Raw genomic sequence first — 16,742 nt, forward strand, 5'->3', positions numbered from 1 at the left:
AAAAAAGGCGAGCATTTTCCCTCAGGCACTGCTCGGGGGCAATGACAGATAGTCATTGGAGCGCGTTTTTCCTGCGTTTACTCAAATGCGCCTGACAAACGCCATCCATCGAGCAATATCAAAACTTTTTGATATTGCTCTTGCGAGGCGAACGGTCGCTCTCTAGACTGCCTGCCCTATGAACCTTCGCGTGCCTGCAATCCGCCATGATGACAGCGACGACCTGGCTGCCCTGTGCAAAGCCGGGGGCGATCCGCTGCGACTCAATGTGCTGCGCGCGTTGGCCAACGATTCGTTCGGGGTTCTGGAGCTGGCGCAGATCTTCGCCATCGGTCAGTCCGGCATGAGCCACCATTTAAAGGTGCTGGCCCAGGCCGAACTGGTGGCGACACGCCGTGAAGGCAATGCGATTTTTTACCGTCGCGCCCTGCCCCACACCGGACAACCGGGCGGCAGGCTGCACGCGGCCTTGCTCGATGAAGTGGATAACCTGGCCTTGCCCGGCGAAGTTCAGGCGCGTATTGGCCTGGTGCATCGGCAACGGGCGACGGCCAGTCAGGACTTCTTCGCGCGGGTCGCGGAAAAATTTCGGGCACAGCAGGATTTGATCGCCGGACTGGCGCAATATCGAGAGAGCCTGTTGTCGCTGCTGGACAAGCTGAGCTTTGGCAGCGACGCCACTGCAGTGGAAGTCGGGCCGGGCGATGGCGGTTTCCTGCCGGAACTGGCGCGGCGTTTCCGCCACGTCACGGCGCTGGACAACAGCCCGGCGATGCTGGAACTGGCCCGACAGGTCTGCGAGCGCGAGGCGCTGGGCAATGTCGAGCTGCAACTGGCCGATGCCTTGAACGGCGTTGAAGTGCGCGCCGACTGCGTAGTGTTGAACATGGTGCTTCATCATTTCGCCGCACCGGCCGAAGCCCTTAAGCAACTGGCCCATCTGGTGCAACCAGGCGGTAGCTTATTAGTGACAGAGTTGTGTAGCCACGACCAGAGTTGGGCCAAGGAGGCCTGCGGCGATCTCTGGTTGGGTTTTGAACAGGATGATCTGGCCCGTTGGGCCTCCGCTGCGGGACTCGTTCCCGGGGAAAGCCTCTATGTAGGCCTACGTAATGGTTTCCAGATCCAGGTTCGCCACTTTCAGCGACCGGCTGGCGACACTCACCATCGGTAAATTCAGGAAACCCGTCGATATGAGCGAATACTCACTTTTCACCTCCGAATCCGTGTCTGAAGGGCATCCGGACAAAATCGCCGACCAGATTTCCGATGCGGTTCTGGACGCCATTATTGCCGAAGACAAGTTTGCCCGCGTGGCCTGCGAAACACTGGTGAAAACCGGCGTAGCGATCATCGCTGGTGAAGTGACCACGTCGGCCTGGGTCGACCTGGAAGACATCGTCCGCAAAGTCATTATCGATATCGGCTACAACAGCTCCGATGTTGGCTTCGACGGCGCGACCTGCGCGGTGATGAACATCATCGGCAAGCAGTCCGTGGACATCGCCCAGGGCGTTGACCGCAGCAAGCCGGAAGATCAAGGCGCTGGCGACCAGGGCCTGATGTTCGGCTACGCCAGCAACGAAACCGACGTGCTGATGCCAGCACCGATCACCTTCGCCCACCAACTGGTGGAGCGTCAGGCCGAAGCCCGCAAATCCGGCCTGCTGCCGTGGTTGCGTCCGGATGCCAAATCGCAAGTGACTTGCCGCTACGAAAACGGCAAGGTCGTGGGCATCGACGCCATTGTACTGTCGACTCAGCACAACCCTGAAGTGGCGTACAAAGACCTGCGCGAAGGCGTGATGGAGCTGATCGTCAAGCACGTGGTGCCAGCTCATTTGCTGCACAAAGACACCCAGTTCCACATCAACCCGACCGGCAACTTCATCATCGGTGGCCCAGTGGGCGACTGCGGTCTGACCGGTCGCAAGATCATCGTCGACACCTACGGCGGCATGGCCCGTCACGGTGGTGGTGCGTTCTCCGGCAAGGATCCATCGAAGGTTGACCGTTCCGCGGCATACGCCGGTCGTTACGTGGCGAAGAACATCGTCGCCGCCGGCCTGGCCGAGCGTTGCGAGATTCAGGTTTCCTACGCGATTGGTGTCGCTCAACCGACGTCGATCTCGTTGAACACCTTCGGTACCGGCAAGCTGCCAGACTCGAAAATCATCGCCCTGGTTCGCGAGCACTTCGACCTGCGTCCTTACGCGATCACCACCATGCTCGACCTGCTGCACCCGATGTACCAGGCCACCGCTGCCTACGGCCACTTCGGTCGCACACCAGTGGAAATGACAGTTGGTGATGACACCTTCACCGCCTTCACCTGGGAAAAAACCGACCGCGCCGACGCCCTGCGTATCGCTGCTGGTCTGTAAGACGCTTTAGCTTTAAATAGCCTTAGTCGATTTCGGTCGGCTGGGGCTTTTTTGTATCTGCGATACCGCCATCGCGGGCAAGCGCGCTCCTACAAATATACGCACCCCATGTAGGAGCGCGCTTGCCCGCGATAGCAATATTTCAGGCGCCGCAAAACCCTGTAATCACCCAATCCGTCCGCTTCACCACCAACAACTAGCCTCACAAGCACCCTCCTCAAGCAAGGATGCTTCGATGCTGCGCTCACTGACCGTTTGTGTACTCGCCCTCACCGCCCTGACCGCCAACGCCGCTACCTGTCCCGACTGGCCCATCGCCAAAGCCCGACAAGAAATCACCGCACTGCAACAGCAAATCACCGAGTGGGATGACAGCTATCACCGCATCGGTGTGTCTCAAGTCGCCGATGAGCTGTACGACCAATCCCGCGCTCGCCTGACGCTGTGGCGTGGGTGTTTTGCCCAAGCGCCTGCGTCTGATGACAATCCGCTGAAAACCGCTGCCGGCCCGATCCCTCATCCAATCCCCCATACGGGCTGAATAAACTGCCCAATGAGCGCGCCGTGCAAAGCTGGCTCAAGGATCGTCACGACGTGTGGATTCAGCCCAAGGTCGATGGGGTTGCGGTGACGCTGGTGTATGAAAATGGCCGCTTCAAGCAGGCCATCAGTCGTGGTGACGGGCTCAAAGGGCAGGATTGGACCCATCATGCACGGCAGATTCCAGCGATCCCTCAACAGTTGCCGGTACAGGAAAATCTGCTACTGCAGAGCGAGTTGTATTGGCGATTGCAGGATCACGTGCAAGCCACCGCCGGTAGCCTGAACGCGCGCAGCAAGGTCGCCGGGCTGCTGGCGCGCAAGACCATCAGCGCAGACGAAGCGGCGAATATCGGGTTATTTGTCTGGGACTGGCCCGGTGGACCGGAGCAGTTGACCGAACGCCTGGCCGGATTGACTGCAATGGGCTTCCCCGACAGCGCGTCCTATAGCCATCCGCTGGAAAACTTCGCGCAGGCGCAATCATGGCGCGAGCAGTGGTATCGCAGCGCGCTGCCTTTCGCCAGCGATGGCGTGGTCATGCGCCAAAGCCAGCGGCCGCCCGCACAGCGCTGGCAGGCCAAGGCGCCGTACTGGATTGCGGCGTGGAAATACCCCTACGCCCAAGTGCTGGCGCAGGTGCGCAAGGTCAACTTCAACGTCGGGCGCAGCGGCCGAATCACCCCGGTACTGGACATCGATCCTGTACGTCTGGACGATCGGCAGGTCAAACGGATCAACGTCGGCTCGCTGCAACGTTGGCAACAGCTTGATATCAGACCGGGCGATCAGATCGCGATCAGCCTTGCCGGGCTGACCATCCCGCGTCTGGACAGCGTGGTATCGCGCAGCGTGGAACGGGCTGAACTCAAGGTGCCCATGGCGAGCGACTATCACCCCCTCAGTTGCTGGCAGCCGAGCCCAGGGTGTGAAAGCCAGTTCCAGGCGCGACTGACCTGGCTTAGCGGCAAACAAGGGTTGGCGTTGGCAGGTGTCGGCCCCGGTACCTGGGACAAACTGCTCAAGGCCGAACGGATTAACGGCCTACTCGACTGGATGACCCTCGATGCCGCTCAACTTGTTAACATTCCCGGCTTTGGTGAGCGCAGCGGCGCTAAACTGCTGAGCAGTTTTCAAAACGCCCGACAACAGCCGTTTCATCGCTGGCTTAAAGCCCTTGGCCTGCCGCCAACTGCCGGCGTCGAGCTTGGCAACCAATGGAGCGCGCTGGCGTCCAAGAGCGTCGAGCAGTGGCAAACCGCGCCGGGTATCGGCCCAGGACGAGCCGCGCAGCTCACTGCATTTTTTCAAAATCCGCACGTGCAGGCATTGAGTGAACAATTGCGGATTCAGGGCATCGATGGTTTTTAGGTCAACATCATCTTTTCAGGGAAGTTTTCAAGGGAGCTCATATGAAATTCTTGTCACCACTCATCTTGTTCACCGCATGCAGTCTGCTGGCTGCACTGCTATTCGCCGCCGAAGAAGCCCCTCAACTGACAGGCTGTGCCGCCAAGCGTCAGGACATCAGCACCCAGCCCGATCAAGCCAAGGCCAATGGCAACAGCGACCAGCAAGCCGGTTTGGAAAAAGCCCTGAGTGAAGTGACGGCCAATTGCACCGATACCCCCTTGCTCAAGCAACTCGAACAGAAAGTACTGGATGCCAAGCACGAAGTCAGTCGTCGCCAGTCGGACCTGAACAAAGCCATGAGCAAGGGCGACCCGGACAAGATCAACAAGCACAAAGACAAGCTCGCCCAGTCGCGCAAAGACCTGCAAGACGCGCAGGTGGAACTGGAGAAGGTCGAGCCGAGTGATGATTGAGGGCCATTCGCAGGCCTGCTCCCACAGATCACATTCCGACTGTAGGAGCGCGCTTGCCCGCGATGGACCGGGCTGGCGCTCCAGTGCGGAGCGCTCCTGAAAATAGTGGGCCCACCATCGCCGGAAGGTCGTACCGACCTTCTCGCGGGCAAGCGCGCTCCTACAGAAGGCTTGGGGTGCCTGACTCAATCAATGATCGCGAAACTCTTTATGACACGCCTCGCACGCATCCTGAACCTTCTGCACCGCAGGGTTGAGGGTGCTGGCCTTGAACGGCTTGGCATTGGTGGCGAGAACCAACTCCCCAGTGGCTGACTCAAGCGAGCTCACCAGATCCTGGAAGTGTGCCTGCTTTTGCCAGACATCGTCCTTGGCGCTGCTATTGTCGGCTTCCTTGACCGCCGGGAAGTGCTTCCATGGCTCGCGGGACAGGCTGTCGAGTTTGGTCGCGCCATCGGTAAAGCGCTGACCATCGAACGCCACGCGCCCTTTCAACATGCCGCTCAGGTCTTCGCTGGCCTTGAGCATCTGCTTGAAGATCGCCTTGCGCTGACCCAGCGGTGAGTTCGGATCGACGCCACCGCAGGCACTCAGGGTCAGGCAGGCCAGCAATACTATGGAAAGTCTTTTCAGGGTCATGATGGCTACAGGCTGGGGGAAACGGCCGTCAGTATCCTCGGGTGACCGCAAAAGGCCAAGCGCACCATTGCCGCAGTCGGGGCATCCTTCACGCCGAAACGACGAACAACGTCACAATAATCCCCATGCCGATGGCCCAGGCCAGCGAGCGCAGAGCGGCCCAGTCCGCCAAATAGAAAATGATGTACAGCAGACGACTGGTGATGAACATCACTGCCAGCACGTTGATCGTCACTGGCAGGGCATTGCCGACGTAATGGGCAATGATCACCGCCGCGGCAAACGCCGGAGTCACTTCAAAGCTGTTTAGCTGCGCTGAATGCGCGCGTCTGGCAAAGCCCTCGAGGTTATCGAGAAAGGCCCGTGGGTCGTGGTTCTCGGGGAGACCGAACTTGCCGCCGCTGAACTTGGCCACCCCCGTACACAGGTAAGGCAGGAGTATCGCGATCAATACGCACCAGAAGGCAGCAGTCATGAACCAATCCCTATAGTTTTAACTTCATCAGAAGCATCCCTAGCAACACTAGCCCACACGCCAGGAGCCGGGGCCGACCAAAAGGTTCTTTCAGATAACGCATGCCGAACAGCACCACCAATACCACGCTGATTTCACGCAAGGCGGCCGCTTCCGCCACCGAACCCAGTTGCATGGCCCACAGCACCAAGGCGTAGCTGAACAGCACACAGAGCCCGACGCTCAACCCCAAGCGCCATTGTTCACGCCAGAACAAGGTGAACGCCTGACGCTTGTTGCACATCGCCAGCAATGGAAACGGCCAGGCACTGATCAGCGTCAACCACACCAGATAACCCAAAGGCTGTACGCCGCGCTTCAGCGCCTGACCGTCGATCCAGGTGTAACAGCCTATGCACAGGCCGATCAGCCCGACCACCGGCAACATCGACCAAGGCAAGCGCTCGCTGCCCCCACCCTGCCACAGCAGGCAGACCATCCCACACGGAATCAACAGAATTCCGAGGATTTGTTGCGTGTTCAGTTGCTCGCCGGCAAACACCAGTGTCAGCCCCAACACCACCAACGGCGAAAGCCCGCGCATCAGAGGATAGACCAGCCCCAGATCGCCAACCCGGTAGGCCTTGATCAGCAAATAACGATAAAGCAATTCGAACCCGGCCGACGCCAGCATCCACGGCCAGACGCTTGCGAGAGGCGGTGTGACCAAGCCGAGCATCAGCACGGCGAACAGCAGCGCCACGGCATCCATGCTGGCGATGACCAACAACCGTTCGCCACTGAATTTGATCAGGGTATTCCAGGTCGCATGCAGTAACGCTGCGATCAACACCAAAGCCGTCGCCAGCACTGGGCACTTCCTTGTTCAAAATTGCCGTTATTGAAAAGAGTGCTGACGGGGATAATTGATTCGCCATATGTCAGCAGCTGGATATACTGACAACCACTACGCCACATCCGCTGCGCACTCTAACTATTCCAATAATCTTTGCATCTACCGGGCTCAGCCTTCACCGGATCGAGTTCTGTCGCTCGCATGCGTGTGCCTGATCAGGGCGTCAAGAGTACAGACATATCCCTTAAGACGGAGCCCTACGCATGCCACTCGCATTGCTTGCACTCGCGGTTGCCGCTTTCGGCATCGGCACCACTGAATTCGTGATCATGGGCTTGCTGCCCGAGGTCGCCAGCGATCTGAGCGTCAGCATCCCCCACGCCGGGCTGCTGATCACCGGCTACGCACTGGGCGTGGTGTTCGGTGCGCCGATCCTCGCCATCGCCACCGCGAATATGCCGCGCAAAGCCACATTATTGGGCATGACTCTGATGTTCATCCTCGGCAATATCCTCTGCGCGCTGGCGCCGACCTATGCCGCACTGATGGCCGCGCGGGTGATCACCGCCCTGTGCCACGGCGCGTTCTTTGGCATCGGTTCGGTGGTCGCGGCAGGTCTGGTGGCGCCGAACAAACGGGCGCAGGCCATCGCGCTGATGTTCACCGGCTTGACCCTGGCGAACGTATTGGGCGTGCCACTGGGCACAGCGCTCGGGCAATACGCTGGCTGGCGCTCGACGTTCTGGGCGGTGGCGGTGATCGGCGTGATCGCAGTGATTGCGCAGATGATCTGGCTGCCCAGGGAAATCCCCATGGAAAAGGGCAATCTGGTCACCGAATTCCGCGTGCTGGGCAAGCCCAATGTATTACTGGCGCTGGCGATGAGCGCACTGGCATCTACCAGCCTGTTCAGCGTGTTCACTTATATCGCACCGATCCTGCGCGATGTCACCGGCGTCAGCCCCCATGGCGTGACCATCATGTTGCTGCTGTTCGGGCTGGGGTTGACGGGTGGCAGCATGCTCGGCGGGAAACTGGCCGATAGCCGCTTGCTGCCAGCACTGGTGGGGATGTCAGTGGCGGTGGTGCTGATCGTGGCGCTGTTCAGCCAAACCAGCCATTCCGTCATTCCGGCGGCCATTACCCTGCTGCTGTGGGGCGTGGTGGCATTCGCGTTGTGCCCGATTCTGCAACTGCTGATCATCGATCAAGCCAGCGACGCGCCGAACCTGGGTTCGACCCTCAACCAGAGCGCGTTCAACCTGGGTAATGCGGCCGGCGCCTGGATTGGCGGCCTGGTGGTCGGCAGCGGCGCGGACCTGGCCGACCTGCCTTGGACCGGGGCGGCTGTCGCAGTACTGACTGTGCTGACGGCGCTGTTCTATATCTATTTGCAGCGGCGGCAGGTGCGGACCGTCAGCGCCTGACACAAACCCTGTAGGAGCGCGCTTGCCCGCGATGGACCGCGAAGCGGTCCCAAAAATGCTGAGAACGGGTCTATTGCCAGCATCGAGTTCGCTGATTTTGCGACTGCTTGGTCGGACGCGACCCCGGAGCGATCGCGGGCAAGCGCGCTCCTACACTGGTCGTCCGGGTTTGCTGATCGTTCCCACTCCGCATGGGAACGATCAGAGATGCGATCTCAACTGACCACGTCGTCCTTGAACTGGTCCTTCACGTAGATGATTTCGGTTCTGCCATGCGGCGCGGGCAGGCCGTCTTCACCGAGGTTGACGAAGACCATCTTCTCCACCGTCAGGATGCTTTTGCGAGTGATCTTGTTGCGCACTTCGCAGGTCAGGGTGATCGAGGTGCGGCCAAATTCAGTGGCGGTGATACCCAACTCGATGATGTCGCCCTGACGTGAGGCGCTGACGAAGTTGATCTCGGAAATGTACTTGGTCACGATGCGCTGGTTGCCCAGCTGGACGATCGCATAGATCGCGGCTTCTTCATCGATCCAGCGCAACAGACTGCCGCCGAACAGTGTGCCATTGGGGTTGAGGTCTTCGGGTTTGACCCACTTACGGGTGTGGAAATTCATGCTCACTCCTGACCGTCTTGCCGATTGATGCCGGTAATCATGGCAGACCCGGCACATTACCTCTATGCAGGTGCTTCTATGGTGGCAATTAGTTTTCGTCCTTTTTATGCGACAGAAAGCCTTGGGAAGATCCGCCGGCACAGCTATAATCGCCACCGCTTCAAAACGGTCATCTTCGCTTGATACCGTTCCCGCCACCTGTCCGAGGGGCGCTGCAGCAGGTTTTTCCTGTCAGGCTCGGATGGGGCGTTGTTTGATCGGCTGATTTTACTGAATCAGTCCGGACGAGCCTTAAACGCACAACGGCGCCCATTCGCACACTACGAATGGAGACTCTCAATGAGTGCTGTAATCACGCCCGCAGATTTTAACGACTACAAAGTCGCCGACATGTCCCTGGCTGCCTGGGGTCGTCGCGAAACCATCATTGCTGAATCCGAAATGCCTGCCCTGATGGGTCTGCGCCGCAAATACGCCGGCGAGCAACCGCTCAAGGGCGCGAAGATTCTCGGCTGCATCCACATGACCATTCAGACTGCCGTGCTGATCGAAACCCTGGTTGCCCTGGGTGCCGAAGTGCGCTGGTCGTCCTGCAACATTTTCTCCACTCAGGACCAGGCCGCTGCTGCTATCGCTGCTGCCGGCATCGCGGTTTTCGCCTGGAAAGGCGAGACTGAAGAAGAGTACGAGTGGTGCATCGAGCAAACCATCCTTAAAGATGGCCAGCCTTGGGACGCCAACATGATCCTCGACGACGGCGGCGACCTGACCGAGATCATCCACAAGAAATACCCTGCGATGCTGAACCGCATCCACGGCGTCACCGAAGAAACCACCACCGGCGTTCACCGCCTGCTGGACATGCTGGCCAAGGGCGAGCTGAAAATCCCGGCCATCAACGTCAACGACTCGGTCACCAAGAGCAAGAACGACAACAAGTACGGCTGCCGTCATAGCCTGAACGATGCAATCAAGCGCGGCACTGACCACCTGCTGTCCGGCAAGCAAGCGCTGGTCATCGGTTACGGTGACGTGGGCAAAGGCTCGTCGCAGTCGTTGCGTCAGGAAGGCATGATCGTCAAGGTTTCCGAAGTCGATCCGATCTGCGCCATGCAAGCCTGCATGGACGGTTTCGAACTGGTTTCGCCGTTCATCGACGGGATCAACGACGGCACCGCCGCCAGCATCGACACCGCACTGCTGGGCAAGATCGACCTGATCGTGACTACGACCGGTAACGTCAACGTCTGCGACTCGAACATGCTCAAGGCCCTGAAGAAACGCGCGGTCGTGTGCAACATCGGTCACTTCGACAACGAAATCGACACCGCTTTCATGCGCAAAAACTGGGCATGGGAAGAAGTGAAGCCACAGGTACACAAGATTCACCGTACCGGCGCTGGCACCTTCGATCCGCACAACGATGACTACCTGATCCTGCTGGCCGAAGGCCGTCTGGTGAACCTGGGCAACGCCACAGGTCACCCGAGCCGGATCATGGACGGCTCGTTCGCCAACCAGGTACTGGCGCAGATCTTCCTGTTCGGTCAGAAATACGCCGACCTGGCACCTGCACAGAAAGCCGAGCGTCTGACGGTTGAAGTGCTGCCGAAGAAACTCGACGAAGAAGTGGCCCTGGAAATGGTCCGTGGTTTCGGTGGCGTGGTCACTCAACTGACCAAGACCCAAGCCGACTACATCGGTGTAACCGTGGAAGGCCCGTTCAAGCCACACGCTTATCGCTACTGATTGACCAGGCAGCCCGCTCCCCTTTGTAGGAGCGGGCTTGGTCTGGGCCGCATCCGGACGATCGGCCGCGCAGCGGTCGTCGTGATCAGACAAGTGACCGATGTGGTTTCAGCATTTTGAAGGTCGTTCCGACCTTATCGCGGGCAAGCCCGCTCCTACAATGAGATCGGCGTCCATGTCTAACGACCGTCGCTTCAGCTTCGAATTCTTCCCGACCAAGACCGATGCCGGGCATGAAAAACTGCTCGCCACTGCTCGTCAACTGGCCGAGTACAACCCTGACTTTTTCTCCTGCACCTACGGTGCCGGTGGCTCGACCCGCGACCGCACGATCAACACCGTGCTGCAGTTGGAAAGCGAAGTCAAAATCCCCTCCGCTCCGCATTTGTCCTGCGTTGGCGATAGCAAAGACGAACTGCGCACTCTGCTGACGCACTACAAGGATGCAGGGATCAAACGTATTGTTGCTCTGCGCGGTGACCTGCCTTCGGGTATGGGCATGGCCAGCGGTGAATTGCGCCATGCCAACGATCTGGTGGCCTTCATTCGTGAAGAAACCGGCAGCCATTTCCATATCGAAGTTGCCGCTTACCCGGAGATGCATCCACAGGCACGCAATTTCGAAGACGATATCGCAAACTTCGTGCGTAAGGCCCGCGCTGGCGCCGACAGTGCCATCACCCAATACTTCTTCAACGCCGACAGCTACTTCTACTTCGTCGAACGCGTGCAGAAGATGGGCGTGAACATTCCAGTGGTGCCGGGCATCATGCCGATCACTAACTACACCAAACTGGCGCGCTTCTCCGACGCCTGTGGTGCGGAAATCCCACGCTGGATTCGCAAGCAGCTGGAAGCCTACGGCGATGATGTCCAAAGCATCCAGGCGTTTGGCGAACAGGTCATCACACAAATGTGTGAGCGCCTACTGCAAGGCGGCGCACCGGGGCTGCATTTCTATACCCTTAACCAGGCAGATCCCAGCCTGGCCATCTGGAATAACCTGCAGCTTCCACGTTAAGAACCAAACTGACGTGATCAACCCGCTTCTATAGCATTCAAGCATCGGCGCCGTTGCCCGCCGGGCCGGCGTCCGAGCCTGAGAAAAACCGTTGAGCAGCAGGAAAGCAGCGCACGGTGATTGCTCTGTTATACTCCGGCCTTCCCGCCAGGCTTACGCCCGGACGCTCGGCCTTGCAAAAGGCATCTCGATCACGCCAGTCGCGCCTTTCTTTCCCGCGCCGATGTGCCGAGATGAACTTAAAGACCCAGCAGGACCGGACGGGATTGCGTCTTCTAAACGCCATTCGCGCCAGGCAAGATCTTCCCTATGGGCCAAGCCCTAACTAAAACAGGATTACTCATGTCCTTTGCTTCCCTCGGTCTCTCCGAGGCTTTAGTCAGCGCCATCGAGGCAGCTGGCTATACCCAGCCTACCCCGGTGCAACAGCGGGCCATTCCCGCCGTGTTGCAAGGTCGCGACCTGATGGTCGCGGCTCAGACAGGTACTGGTAAAACCGGCGGCTTCGCCCTTCCGATCCTGGAGCGGTTGTTCCCCAATGGTCATCCGGACAAATCCCAGCGTCACGGCCCGCGCCAACCGCGCGTTCTGGTCCTGACCCCGACCCGCGAACTCGCGGCGCAAGTACACGACAGCTTCAAGGTGTACGCCAAGAACCTGAAGTTCGTCAGCGCCGTGATTTTCGGCGGTGTCGGCATGAACCCGCAGGTCCAGGCCATGGCTAGAGGCGTTGACGTGCTGGTGGCCTGCCCTGGCCGCCTGCTCGATCTGGCCGGCCAAGGCAGCGTCGATCTGTCCCACGTTGAAATCCTGGTGCTCGACGAAGCTGACCGGATGCTCGACATGGGCTTCGTGCATGACGTGAAAAAAGTCCTGGCCCGTCTGCCGGCCAAACGTCAGAACCTGTTGTTCTCGGCGACTTTTTCCAACGACATTACGGCCTTGGCCGGCAAGCTGCTGCACAACCCGGAACGCATCGAAGTCACGCCGCCGAACACCACGGTCGAGCGCATCGAACAACGCGTTTTCCGTCTGTCTTCGAGCCATAAACGCTCGCTGCTGGCGCACTTGATTACCGCGGGCGCCTGGGAACAGGTGCTGGTCTTCACCCGGACCAAACACGGTGCCAACCGTCTGGCCGAGTACCTGGACAAACACGGCCTCGCCGCTGTGGCAATCCACGGCAACAAGAGCCAGAACGCCCGGACCAAAGCCTTGGCCGACTTCAAGGCAGGTCAGGTTCGCATCATGGTCGCTACCGATATCGCCGCTCGCGGCCTGGATATCGATCAGTTGCCCCATGTCGTCAACTTCGAACTGCCTAACGTCGACGAAGATTACGTGCACCGTATCGGTCGTACCGGTCGTGCGGGCCGTAGCGGTGAGGCAATCTCGCTGGTCGCGCCGGACGAAGAGAAGCTGCTCAAAAGCATCGAGCGCATGACCAAGCAGAAAATCGCCGACGGCGACCTGATGGGCTTCGATATCACGGCGGTTGAAGCCGAGAAGCCAGAAGTTCGCGAGCGTCCGGATGTGCGCAACCCACGCGCACCTCGCGGCCCACGCGGCGATGGTCCGAACGGCAGCGGCGGTGGCGGCGGTCGCAAGGACAAAGGCAAGGACAAGGGCCAGAGCGCGGAAAAACCGGCAGCTGGTGCGCGTCCTGAACGTGCGGCCCAGAAGCCTCGCGAAGGCACTCCAGCCCGCGAACAGCGTCAGGCAACCCCACGTGCCGACCGTGCCCCGGATGAGTTTCTGGATGACGAAGTGGATAACTTCGGCAACCGCGCTGATTACGTCAGCCCGTACCCGAACAAAAATCAAGGTCGCGGCCGTCGTCCGGGCGCCCCCGCTCCGGCCGCTGCCGCAGGTGGTGCAGCTCCGGCTGCTCGCGCGCCAGCCCCTGGCCGCCAGAGCGGTCCTCGGACTGGTGGCACCGGCACCACAACTGGCACACCACCGGCCAAACGCACCGGTGGCCCACGCAGTGGTGCACCGCGCGACGGTCAGGCCCGTCGTGAGGAGCAGCCACGCAATCGTCGCCCTGCTCGCGATGATCAGCCAACAGCACGTCAGGAACCGGCAGTCAAAGGTCCTCGTGACAGCCAGCCGCAGCCGAAAATCATGCACAAAGAGTCGAAAAGCGACCGCTTCCCGTCGGCCGAGCAACTCGACCAACTGCCAAGCCGTCCGCGTGGCGAGAAACCAGCATTGCTGACCCGCAACCGCGAAGGCTAAGCAAGCTGAATAAAAAACGCCCCGACTGGTTCGGGGCGTTTTTTTATCAAACATAAAAACGCCGGCACCAAGGCCGACGTTCTGATGCTGCGAGCAAACCTTACTTGGTTTGAACGCCTTCGAACGAGATGATCAACTCAAGTTCCTGGGTTTTAGGGCCCAGATCTTTCTGAATGGCGAAGTCTTTCAGCTTGATGGTCGTGGTGCCTTCAAAGGCTGCACGGTAGCCGCCCCATGGATCTTTGCCTTCGGCCAGGAAGTGAGCAGCGATCACAACCGGCTTGGTCACGCCGTGCAGGGTCAGGTCGCCGGTCACGTCAGCCGTGTCGGTGCCAGTCGATTTAACCGAAGTCGAAACGAATTTGGCTTCCGGAAATTTCGCCACGTCCAGGAAGTCAGCAGTACGGATGTGCTTGTCACGTTCAGCGTGGTTGGTGTCAACGCTGGCAGTTTTCAGCGTGACATCAATTTTGCTGGCTTCCGGGTTCTTGGCGTCGAAGCTGAACTTGCCATCCCAGTCTTTGAAAGAGCCGTAGATGTAGCTAAAGCCCAAGTGACTGATCTTAAAGTTTACGAAGGCGTGATTGCCTTCCTTGTCGATTTTGTAATCAGCGGCCATCGCCTGCCCAGCGGACAACAGTGCCGTGCCCAGAGCCAATGCGGCGAGAGTCTTCTTCAACATGCTTTTATTCCTGTTTAGGTTAAACATTAGTCGCGACCCAACATGCGCGTAAGGGTCGCATCGCGATCAATAAAGTGGTGCTTCAATGCTGCCAGGGCGTGAAGTCCGGAGAAAATCACCAGTATCCAGGCCAGGTACAAGTGAACAGCGCCAGCGACGTCCGCCTGATCAGGGATGCTGGTGATCAACGCCGGCACCTCGAACAGACCAAACACCGGAATCCCCACACCGTCGGCGGTGGAAATGAGGTAACCGGCAAACATCACGGCAAACAAACCGACATAAAGAAACAGATGACCGAGCTTGGAACCCAGACGCGTCCAGCAGCCGTGGGTAGACGGCGCCGGTGGCGGTGGGCTGATCAAACGCCAGACCAACCTGATCAACATCACCGCGAACAGGATCAGACCGATGCTTTTGTGCAGGTCCGGTGCCTCTTTGCGCCAGGTATCGTAGTAATCGAGCCCGACCATCCACAGCCCCAGTGCAAACAGGCCAAAGACCACAATTGCCACGCCCCAGTGCAGCAACATGCTGACCAGACCATAACGAGAAGAGGAGTTGCGTAGCTGCATTACCGTCACCTTGCAAGAATGGGTTCCAGACTAACTTTTTATCTATCGAATGAAAGCGCAAAATTTCGCTCTGAAATATCGAGAAATACGATCATAGATCCGCGGACCTCAATCGACAGCCAGCATCCCGATAATGCTCAACCGACAACACTGCCCCGTGACAGCTGGACAATCGACCCCGACGAACGGCATAGGTTCAGGCATTTTGCTCCCAAGAGGTTGTCCCGCGGGCAGGCATTGCATAGGCTTGCGCGATTGTTTGCCCTCGCGCCATGCGAGTCGTCACCAGGAGATTACCAATGGGCCTGAATAACCAGTGGATGCAACGCGACCTCGCGGTGCTCTGGCATCCCTGCACCCAGATGAAAGACCACGAAAGCCTGCCGCTGATCCCGATCAAAAGTGGCAAGGGTGTCTGGCTGGAAGACTTCGAAGGCAAGCGCTACCTCGATGCCGTCAGTTCCTGGTGGGTCAACGTGTTCGGTCATTCCAATCCGCGCATCAATCAACGGATCAAGGATCAGGTCGACCAACTGGAACACGTCATCCTGGCCGGCTTCAGCCACCAGCCGGTGATCGAGCTGTCCGAACGCCTGATCAAGCTGACTCCGGAGGGTCTGACGCGCTGTTTCTACGCCGACAACGGTTCGTCCTGCATCGAAGTCGCGCTGAAAATGAGCTTCCACTATTGGCTCAATCGCGGTCAGCCGAATAAAAAGCGCTTCGTCACCCTGACCAACAGCTACCACGGCGAAACCATGGCGGCGATGTCGGTGGGCGACGTGCCGCTGTTCACCGAGACGTACAAAGCGCTGCTGCTCGACACCATCAAAGTGCCGAGCCCGGATTGCTACCACCGCCCTGAAGGCATGGACTGGGAAGAGCATTCACGCAACATGTTCGCCGCCATGGAACAGACCCTGGCCGAAAATCACGACAGCGTCGCGGCGGTGATCGTCGAGCCTTTGATTCAGGGCGCAGGCGGCATGCGCATGTATCACCCGGTATACCTCAAGCTACTGCGCGAGGCCTGTGACCGTTATGGCGTGCATTTGATCCACGACGAAATCGCCGTCGGCTTCGGCCGCACCGGGACGATGTTCGCCTGCGAACAGGCCGGCATTCGCCCGGATTTCCTCTGCCTGTCGAAAGCGCTGACCGGCGGTTATCTGCCGTTGGCCGCCTGTATCACCACCGATGACGTGTACAGCGCGTTCTACGATGACTACCCGACCCTGCGCGCCTTCCTGCATTCCCACAGCTACACCGGCAATCCGCTGGCCTGTGCGGCGGCACTGGCGACCCTGGATATCTTCGAACAAGACAACGTCATCGAAAACAACAAGGCCCTGTCGCAGCGCATGGCCAGCGCGACCGCGCATCTGATCGATCACCCCAACGTGGCCGAAGTGCGTCAAACCGGAATGGCACTGGCCATCGAGATGGTGCAGGACAAAGCCAGCAAGACGGCTTATCCGTGGCAAGAACGACGTGGCCTGAAGGTGTTCCAGCACGCACTGGAGCGTGGCGCCCTGCTGCGTCCTTTAGGCAGCGTGGTGTATTTCCTGCCGCCTTACGTCATCACCCCGGAAGAGATCGACTTCCTGGCCGAAGTGGCCACCGAAGGCATCGACATCGCGACCCGGACCAGCATCAGTGTTGCTGTGCGCGAGAACTTTCACCCCGACTTCCGCGATCCAGGCTGAAAAACCCCATGATGCCATTCGCGAATAA

At 59.1% G+C, this 16,742-nt stretch carries 14 protein-coding genes, 1 pseudogene and 1 riboswitch; of the genes and pseudogenes, 9 read left to right on the top strand and 6 right to left on the bottom strand.

What is annotated here, in order from left to right:
• Window positions 1-178 precede the first annotated feature (178 nt).
• From AC1MEE_RS24070 to AC1MEE_RS24085, 4 genes and pseudogenes are all read left to right on the top strand, one after another.
• Window positions 179-1,174: an ArsR/SmtB family transcription factor gene (locus AC1MEE_RS24070; protein WP_480412013.1), complete on the top strand. Its 996-nt coding sequence runs from the start codon at window positions 179-181 to the stop codon at window positions 1,172-1,174.
• Window positions 1,175-1,193: 19 nt separating this feature from the next.
• On the top strand, window positions 1,194-2,384 hold the full coding sequence (gene metK, locus AC1MEE_RS24075) for a methionine adenosyltransferase (protein WP_480412014.1): 1,191 nt from the start codon (window positions 1,194-1,196) through the stop codon (window positions 2,382-2,384).
• A 235-nt stretch (window positions 2,385-2,619) separates the two neighbouring features.
• Window positions 2,620-4,295: pseudogene (ligB, locus tag AC1MEE_RS24080) on the top strand (NAD-dependent DNA ligase LigB).
• A 41-nt stretch (window positions 4,296-4,336) separates the two neighbouring features.
• Window positions 4,337-4,750 (top strand): DUF1090 domain-containing protein, encoded by a 414-nt coding sequence (locus tag AC1MEE_RS24085; protein ID WP_480412015.1) that lies wholly within the window; start codon window positions 4,337-4,339, stop codon window positions 4,748-4,750.
• A 189-nt stretch (window positions 4,751-4,939) separates the two neighbouring features.
• Here the strand turns inward: AC1MEE_RS24085 and AC1MEE_RS24090 are convergent, their stop codons facing one another.
• From AC1MEE_RS24090 to AC1MEE_RS24100, 3 genes are all read right to left on the bottom strand, one after another.
• Window positions 4,940-5,389 (bottom strand): c-type cytochrome, encoded by a 450-nt coding sequence (locus tag AC1MEE_RS24090; protein WP_480412016.1) that lies wholly within the window; start codon window positions 5,387-5,389, stop codon window positions 4,940-4,942.
• 88 nt (window positions 5,390-5,477) lie between these two features.
• Window positions 5,478-5,864 carry an MAPEG family protein gene (locus AC1MEE_RS24095; RefSeq protein ID WP_480412017.1) on the bottom strand — a complete coding sequence of 129 codons (387 nt, stop codon included), beginning with the start codon at window positions 5,862-5,864 and terminating at the stop codon, window positions 5,478-5,480.
• Between the two features lie 10 nt (window positions 5,865-5,874).
• Window positions 5,875-6,714 (bottom strand): EamA family transporter, encoded by an 840-nt coding sequence (locus tag AC1MEE_RS24100; protein WP_480412018.1) that lies wholly within the window; start codon window positions 6,712-6,714, stop codon window positions 5,875-5,877.
• A 248-nt stretch (window positions 6,715-6,962) separates the two neighbouring features.
• Here AC1MEE_RS24100 and AC1MEE_RS24105 point away from each other — a divergent pair, with 248 nt between their 5' ends.
• Complete coding sequence (locus AC1MEE_RS24105; RefSeq protein WP_480412019.1) at window positions 6,963-8,126, top strand: MFS transporter; 1,164 nt, start codon at window positions 6,963-6,965, stop codon at window positions 8,124-8,126.
• A 215-nt stretch (window positions 8,127-8,341) separates the two neighbouring features.
• Here the strand turns inward: AC1MEE_RS24105 and AC1MEE_RS24110 are convergent, their stop codons facing one another.
• Window positions 8,342-8,743: an acyl-CoA thioesterase gene (locus AC1MEE_RS24110; RefSeq protein ID WP_480412020.1), complete on the bottom strand. Its 402-nt coding sequence runs from the start codon at window positions 8,741-8,743 to the stop codon at window positions 8,342-8,344.
• Window positions 8,744-8,941: 198 nt separating this feature from the next.
• A riboswitch (S-adenosyl-L-homocysteine riboswitch) is annotated at window positions 8,942-9,061 on the top strand.
• A gap of 21 nt (window positions 9,062-9,082) precedes the next feature.
• Here AC1MEE_RS24110 and AC1MEE_RS24115 point away from each other — a divergent pair.
• From AC1MEE_RS24115 to rhlE2, 3 genes are all read left to right on the top strand, one after another.
• Entirely contained in the window at window positions 9,083-10,492 is a 1,410-nt protein-coding gene (locus AC1MEE_RS24115) for an adenosylhomocysteinase (RefSeq protein WP_480412021.1), read from the top strand.
• Window positions 10,493-10,667: 175 nt separating this feature from the next.
• Window positions 10,668-11,513, top strand: coding sequence for a methylenetetrahydrofolate reductase [NAD(P)H] (gene metF, locus AC1MEE_RS24120; protein ID WP_480412022.1), 846 nt, complete (start codon window positions 10,668-10,670; stop codon window positions 11,511-11,513).
• 342 nt (window positions 11,514-11,855) lie between these two features.
• Window positions 11,856-13,751 carry an RNA helicase RhlE2 gene (gene rhlE2 / locus AC1MEE_RS24125; RefSeq protein ID WP_480412023.1) on the top strand — a complete coding sequence of 632 codons (1,896 nt, stop codon included), beginning with the start codon at window positions 11,856-11,858 and terminating at the stop codon, window positions 13,749-13,751.
• Between the two features lie 100 nt (window positions 13,752-13,851).
• Here the strand turns inward: rhlE2 and AC1MEE_RS24130 are convergent, their stop codons facing one another.
• Window positions 13,852-14,433 carry a YceI family protein gene (locus AC1MEE_RS24130; protein ID WP_480412024.1) on the bottom strand — a complete coding sequence of 194 codons (582 nt, stop codon included), beginning with the start codon at window positions 14,431-14,433 and terminating at the stop codon, window positions 13,852-13,854.
• Window positions 14,434-14,459: 26 nt separating this feature from the next.
• Window positions 14,460-15,008 (bottom strand): cytochrome b, encoded by a 549-nt coding sequence (locus AC1MEE_RS24135; RefSeq protein WP_480412025.1) that lies wholly within the window; start codon window positions 15,006-15,008, stop codon window positions 14,460-14,462.
• Window positions 15,009-15,307: 299 nt separating this feature from the next.
• Between AC1MEE_RS24135 and AC1MEE_RS24140 the strand changes: the two genes are divergently transcribed.
• Window positions 15,308-16,714 (top strand): adenosylmethionine--8-amino-7-oxononanoate transaminase, encoded by a 1,407-nt coding sequence (locus AC1MEE_RS24140; RefSeq protein WP_480412026.1) that lies wholly within the window; start codon window positions 15,308-15,310, stop codon window positions 16,712-16,714.
• The last annotated feature ends 28 nt before the right edge of the window (window positions 16,715-16,742 follow it).

The organism is Pseudomonas sp. ASL3 (assembly GCF_056680425.1).

Excerpts from the sequence above, each read along its gene's own strand:
- AC1MEE_RS24070 (WP_480412013.1), top strand. The coding sequence starts at position 179 with ATGAACCTTCGCGTGCCTGCAATCCGCCATGATGACAGCGACGACCTG.
- metK (WP_480412014.1), top strand. The coding sequence starts at position 1,194 with ATGAGCGAATACTCACTTTTCACCTCCGAATCCGTGTCTGAAGGGCAT.
- AC1MEE_RS24085 (WP_480412015.1), top strand. The coding sequence starts at position 4,337 with ATGAAATTCTTGTCACCACTCATCTTGTTCACCGCATGCAGTCTGCTG.
- AC1MEE_RS24090 (WP_480412016.1), bottom strand. The coding sequence starts at position 5,389 with ATGACCCTGAAAAGACTTTCCATAGTATTGCTGGCCTGCCTGACCCTG.
- AC1MEE_RS24095 (WP_480412017.1), bottom strand. The coding sequence starts at position 5,864 with ATGACTGCTGCCTTCTGGTGCGTATTGATCGCGATACTCCTGCCTTAC.
- AC1MEE_RS24105 (WP_480412019.1), top strand. The coding sequence starts at position 6,963 with ATGCCACTCGCATTGCTTGCACTCGCGGTTGCCGCTTTCGGCATCGGC.
- AC1MEE_RS24110 (WP_480412020.1), bottom strand. The coding sequence starts at position 8,743 with ATGAATTTCCACACCCGTAAGTGGGTCAAACCCGAAGACCTCAACCCC.
- AC1MEE_RS24115 (WP_480412021.1), top strand. The coding sequence starts at position 9,083 with ATGAGTGCTGTAATCACGCCCGCAGATTTTAACGACTACAAAGTCGCC.
- metF (WP_480412022.1), top strand. The coding sequence starts at position 10,668 with ATGTCTAACGACCGTCGCTTCAGCTTCGAATTCTTCCCGACCAAGACC.
- rhlE2 (WP_480412023.1), top strand. The coding sequence starts at position 11,856 with ATGTCCTTTGCTTCCCTCGGTCTCTCCGAGGCTTTAGTCAGCGCCATC.
- AC1MEE_RS24130 (WP_480412024.1), bottom strand. The coding sequence starts at position 14,433 with ATGTTGAAGAAGACTCTCGCCGCATTGGCTCTGGGCACGGCACTGTTG.
- AC1MEE_RS24135 (WP_480412025.1), bottom strand. The coding sequence starts at position 15,008 with ATGCAGCTACGCAACTCCTCTTCTCGTTATGGTCTGGTCAGCATGTTG.
- AC1MEE_RS24140 (WP_480412026.1), top strand. The coding sequence starts at position 15,308 with ATGGGCCTGAATAACCAGTGGATGCAACGCGACCTCGCGGTGCTCTGG.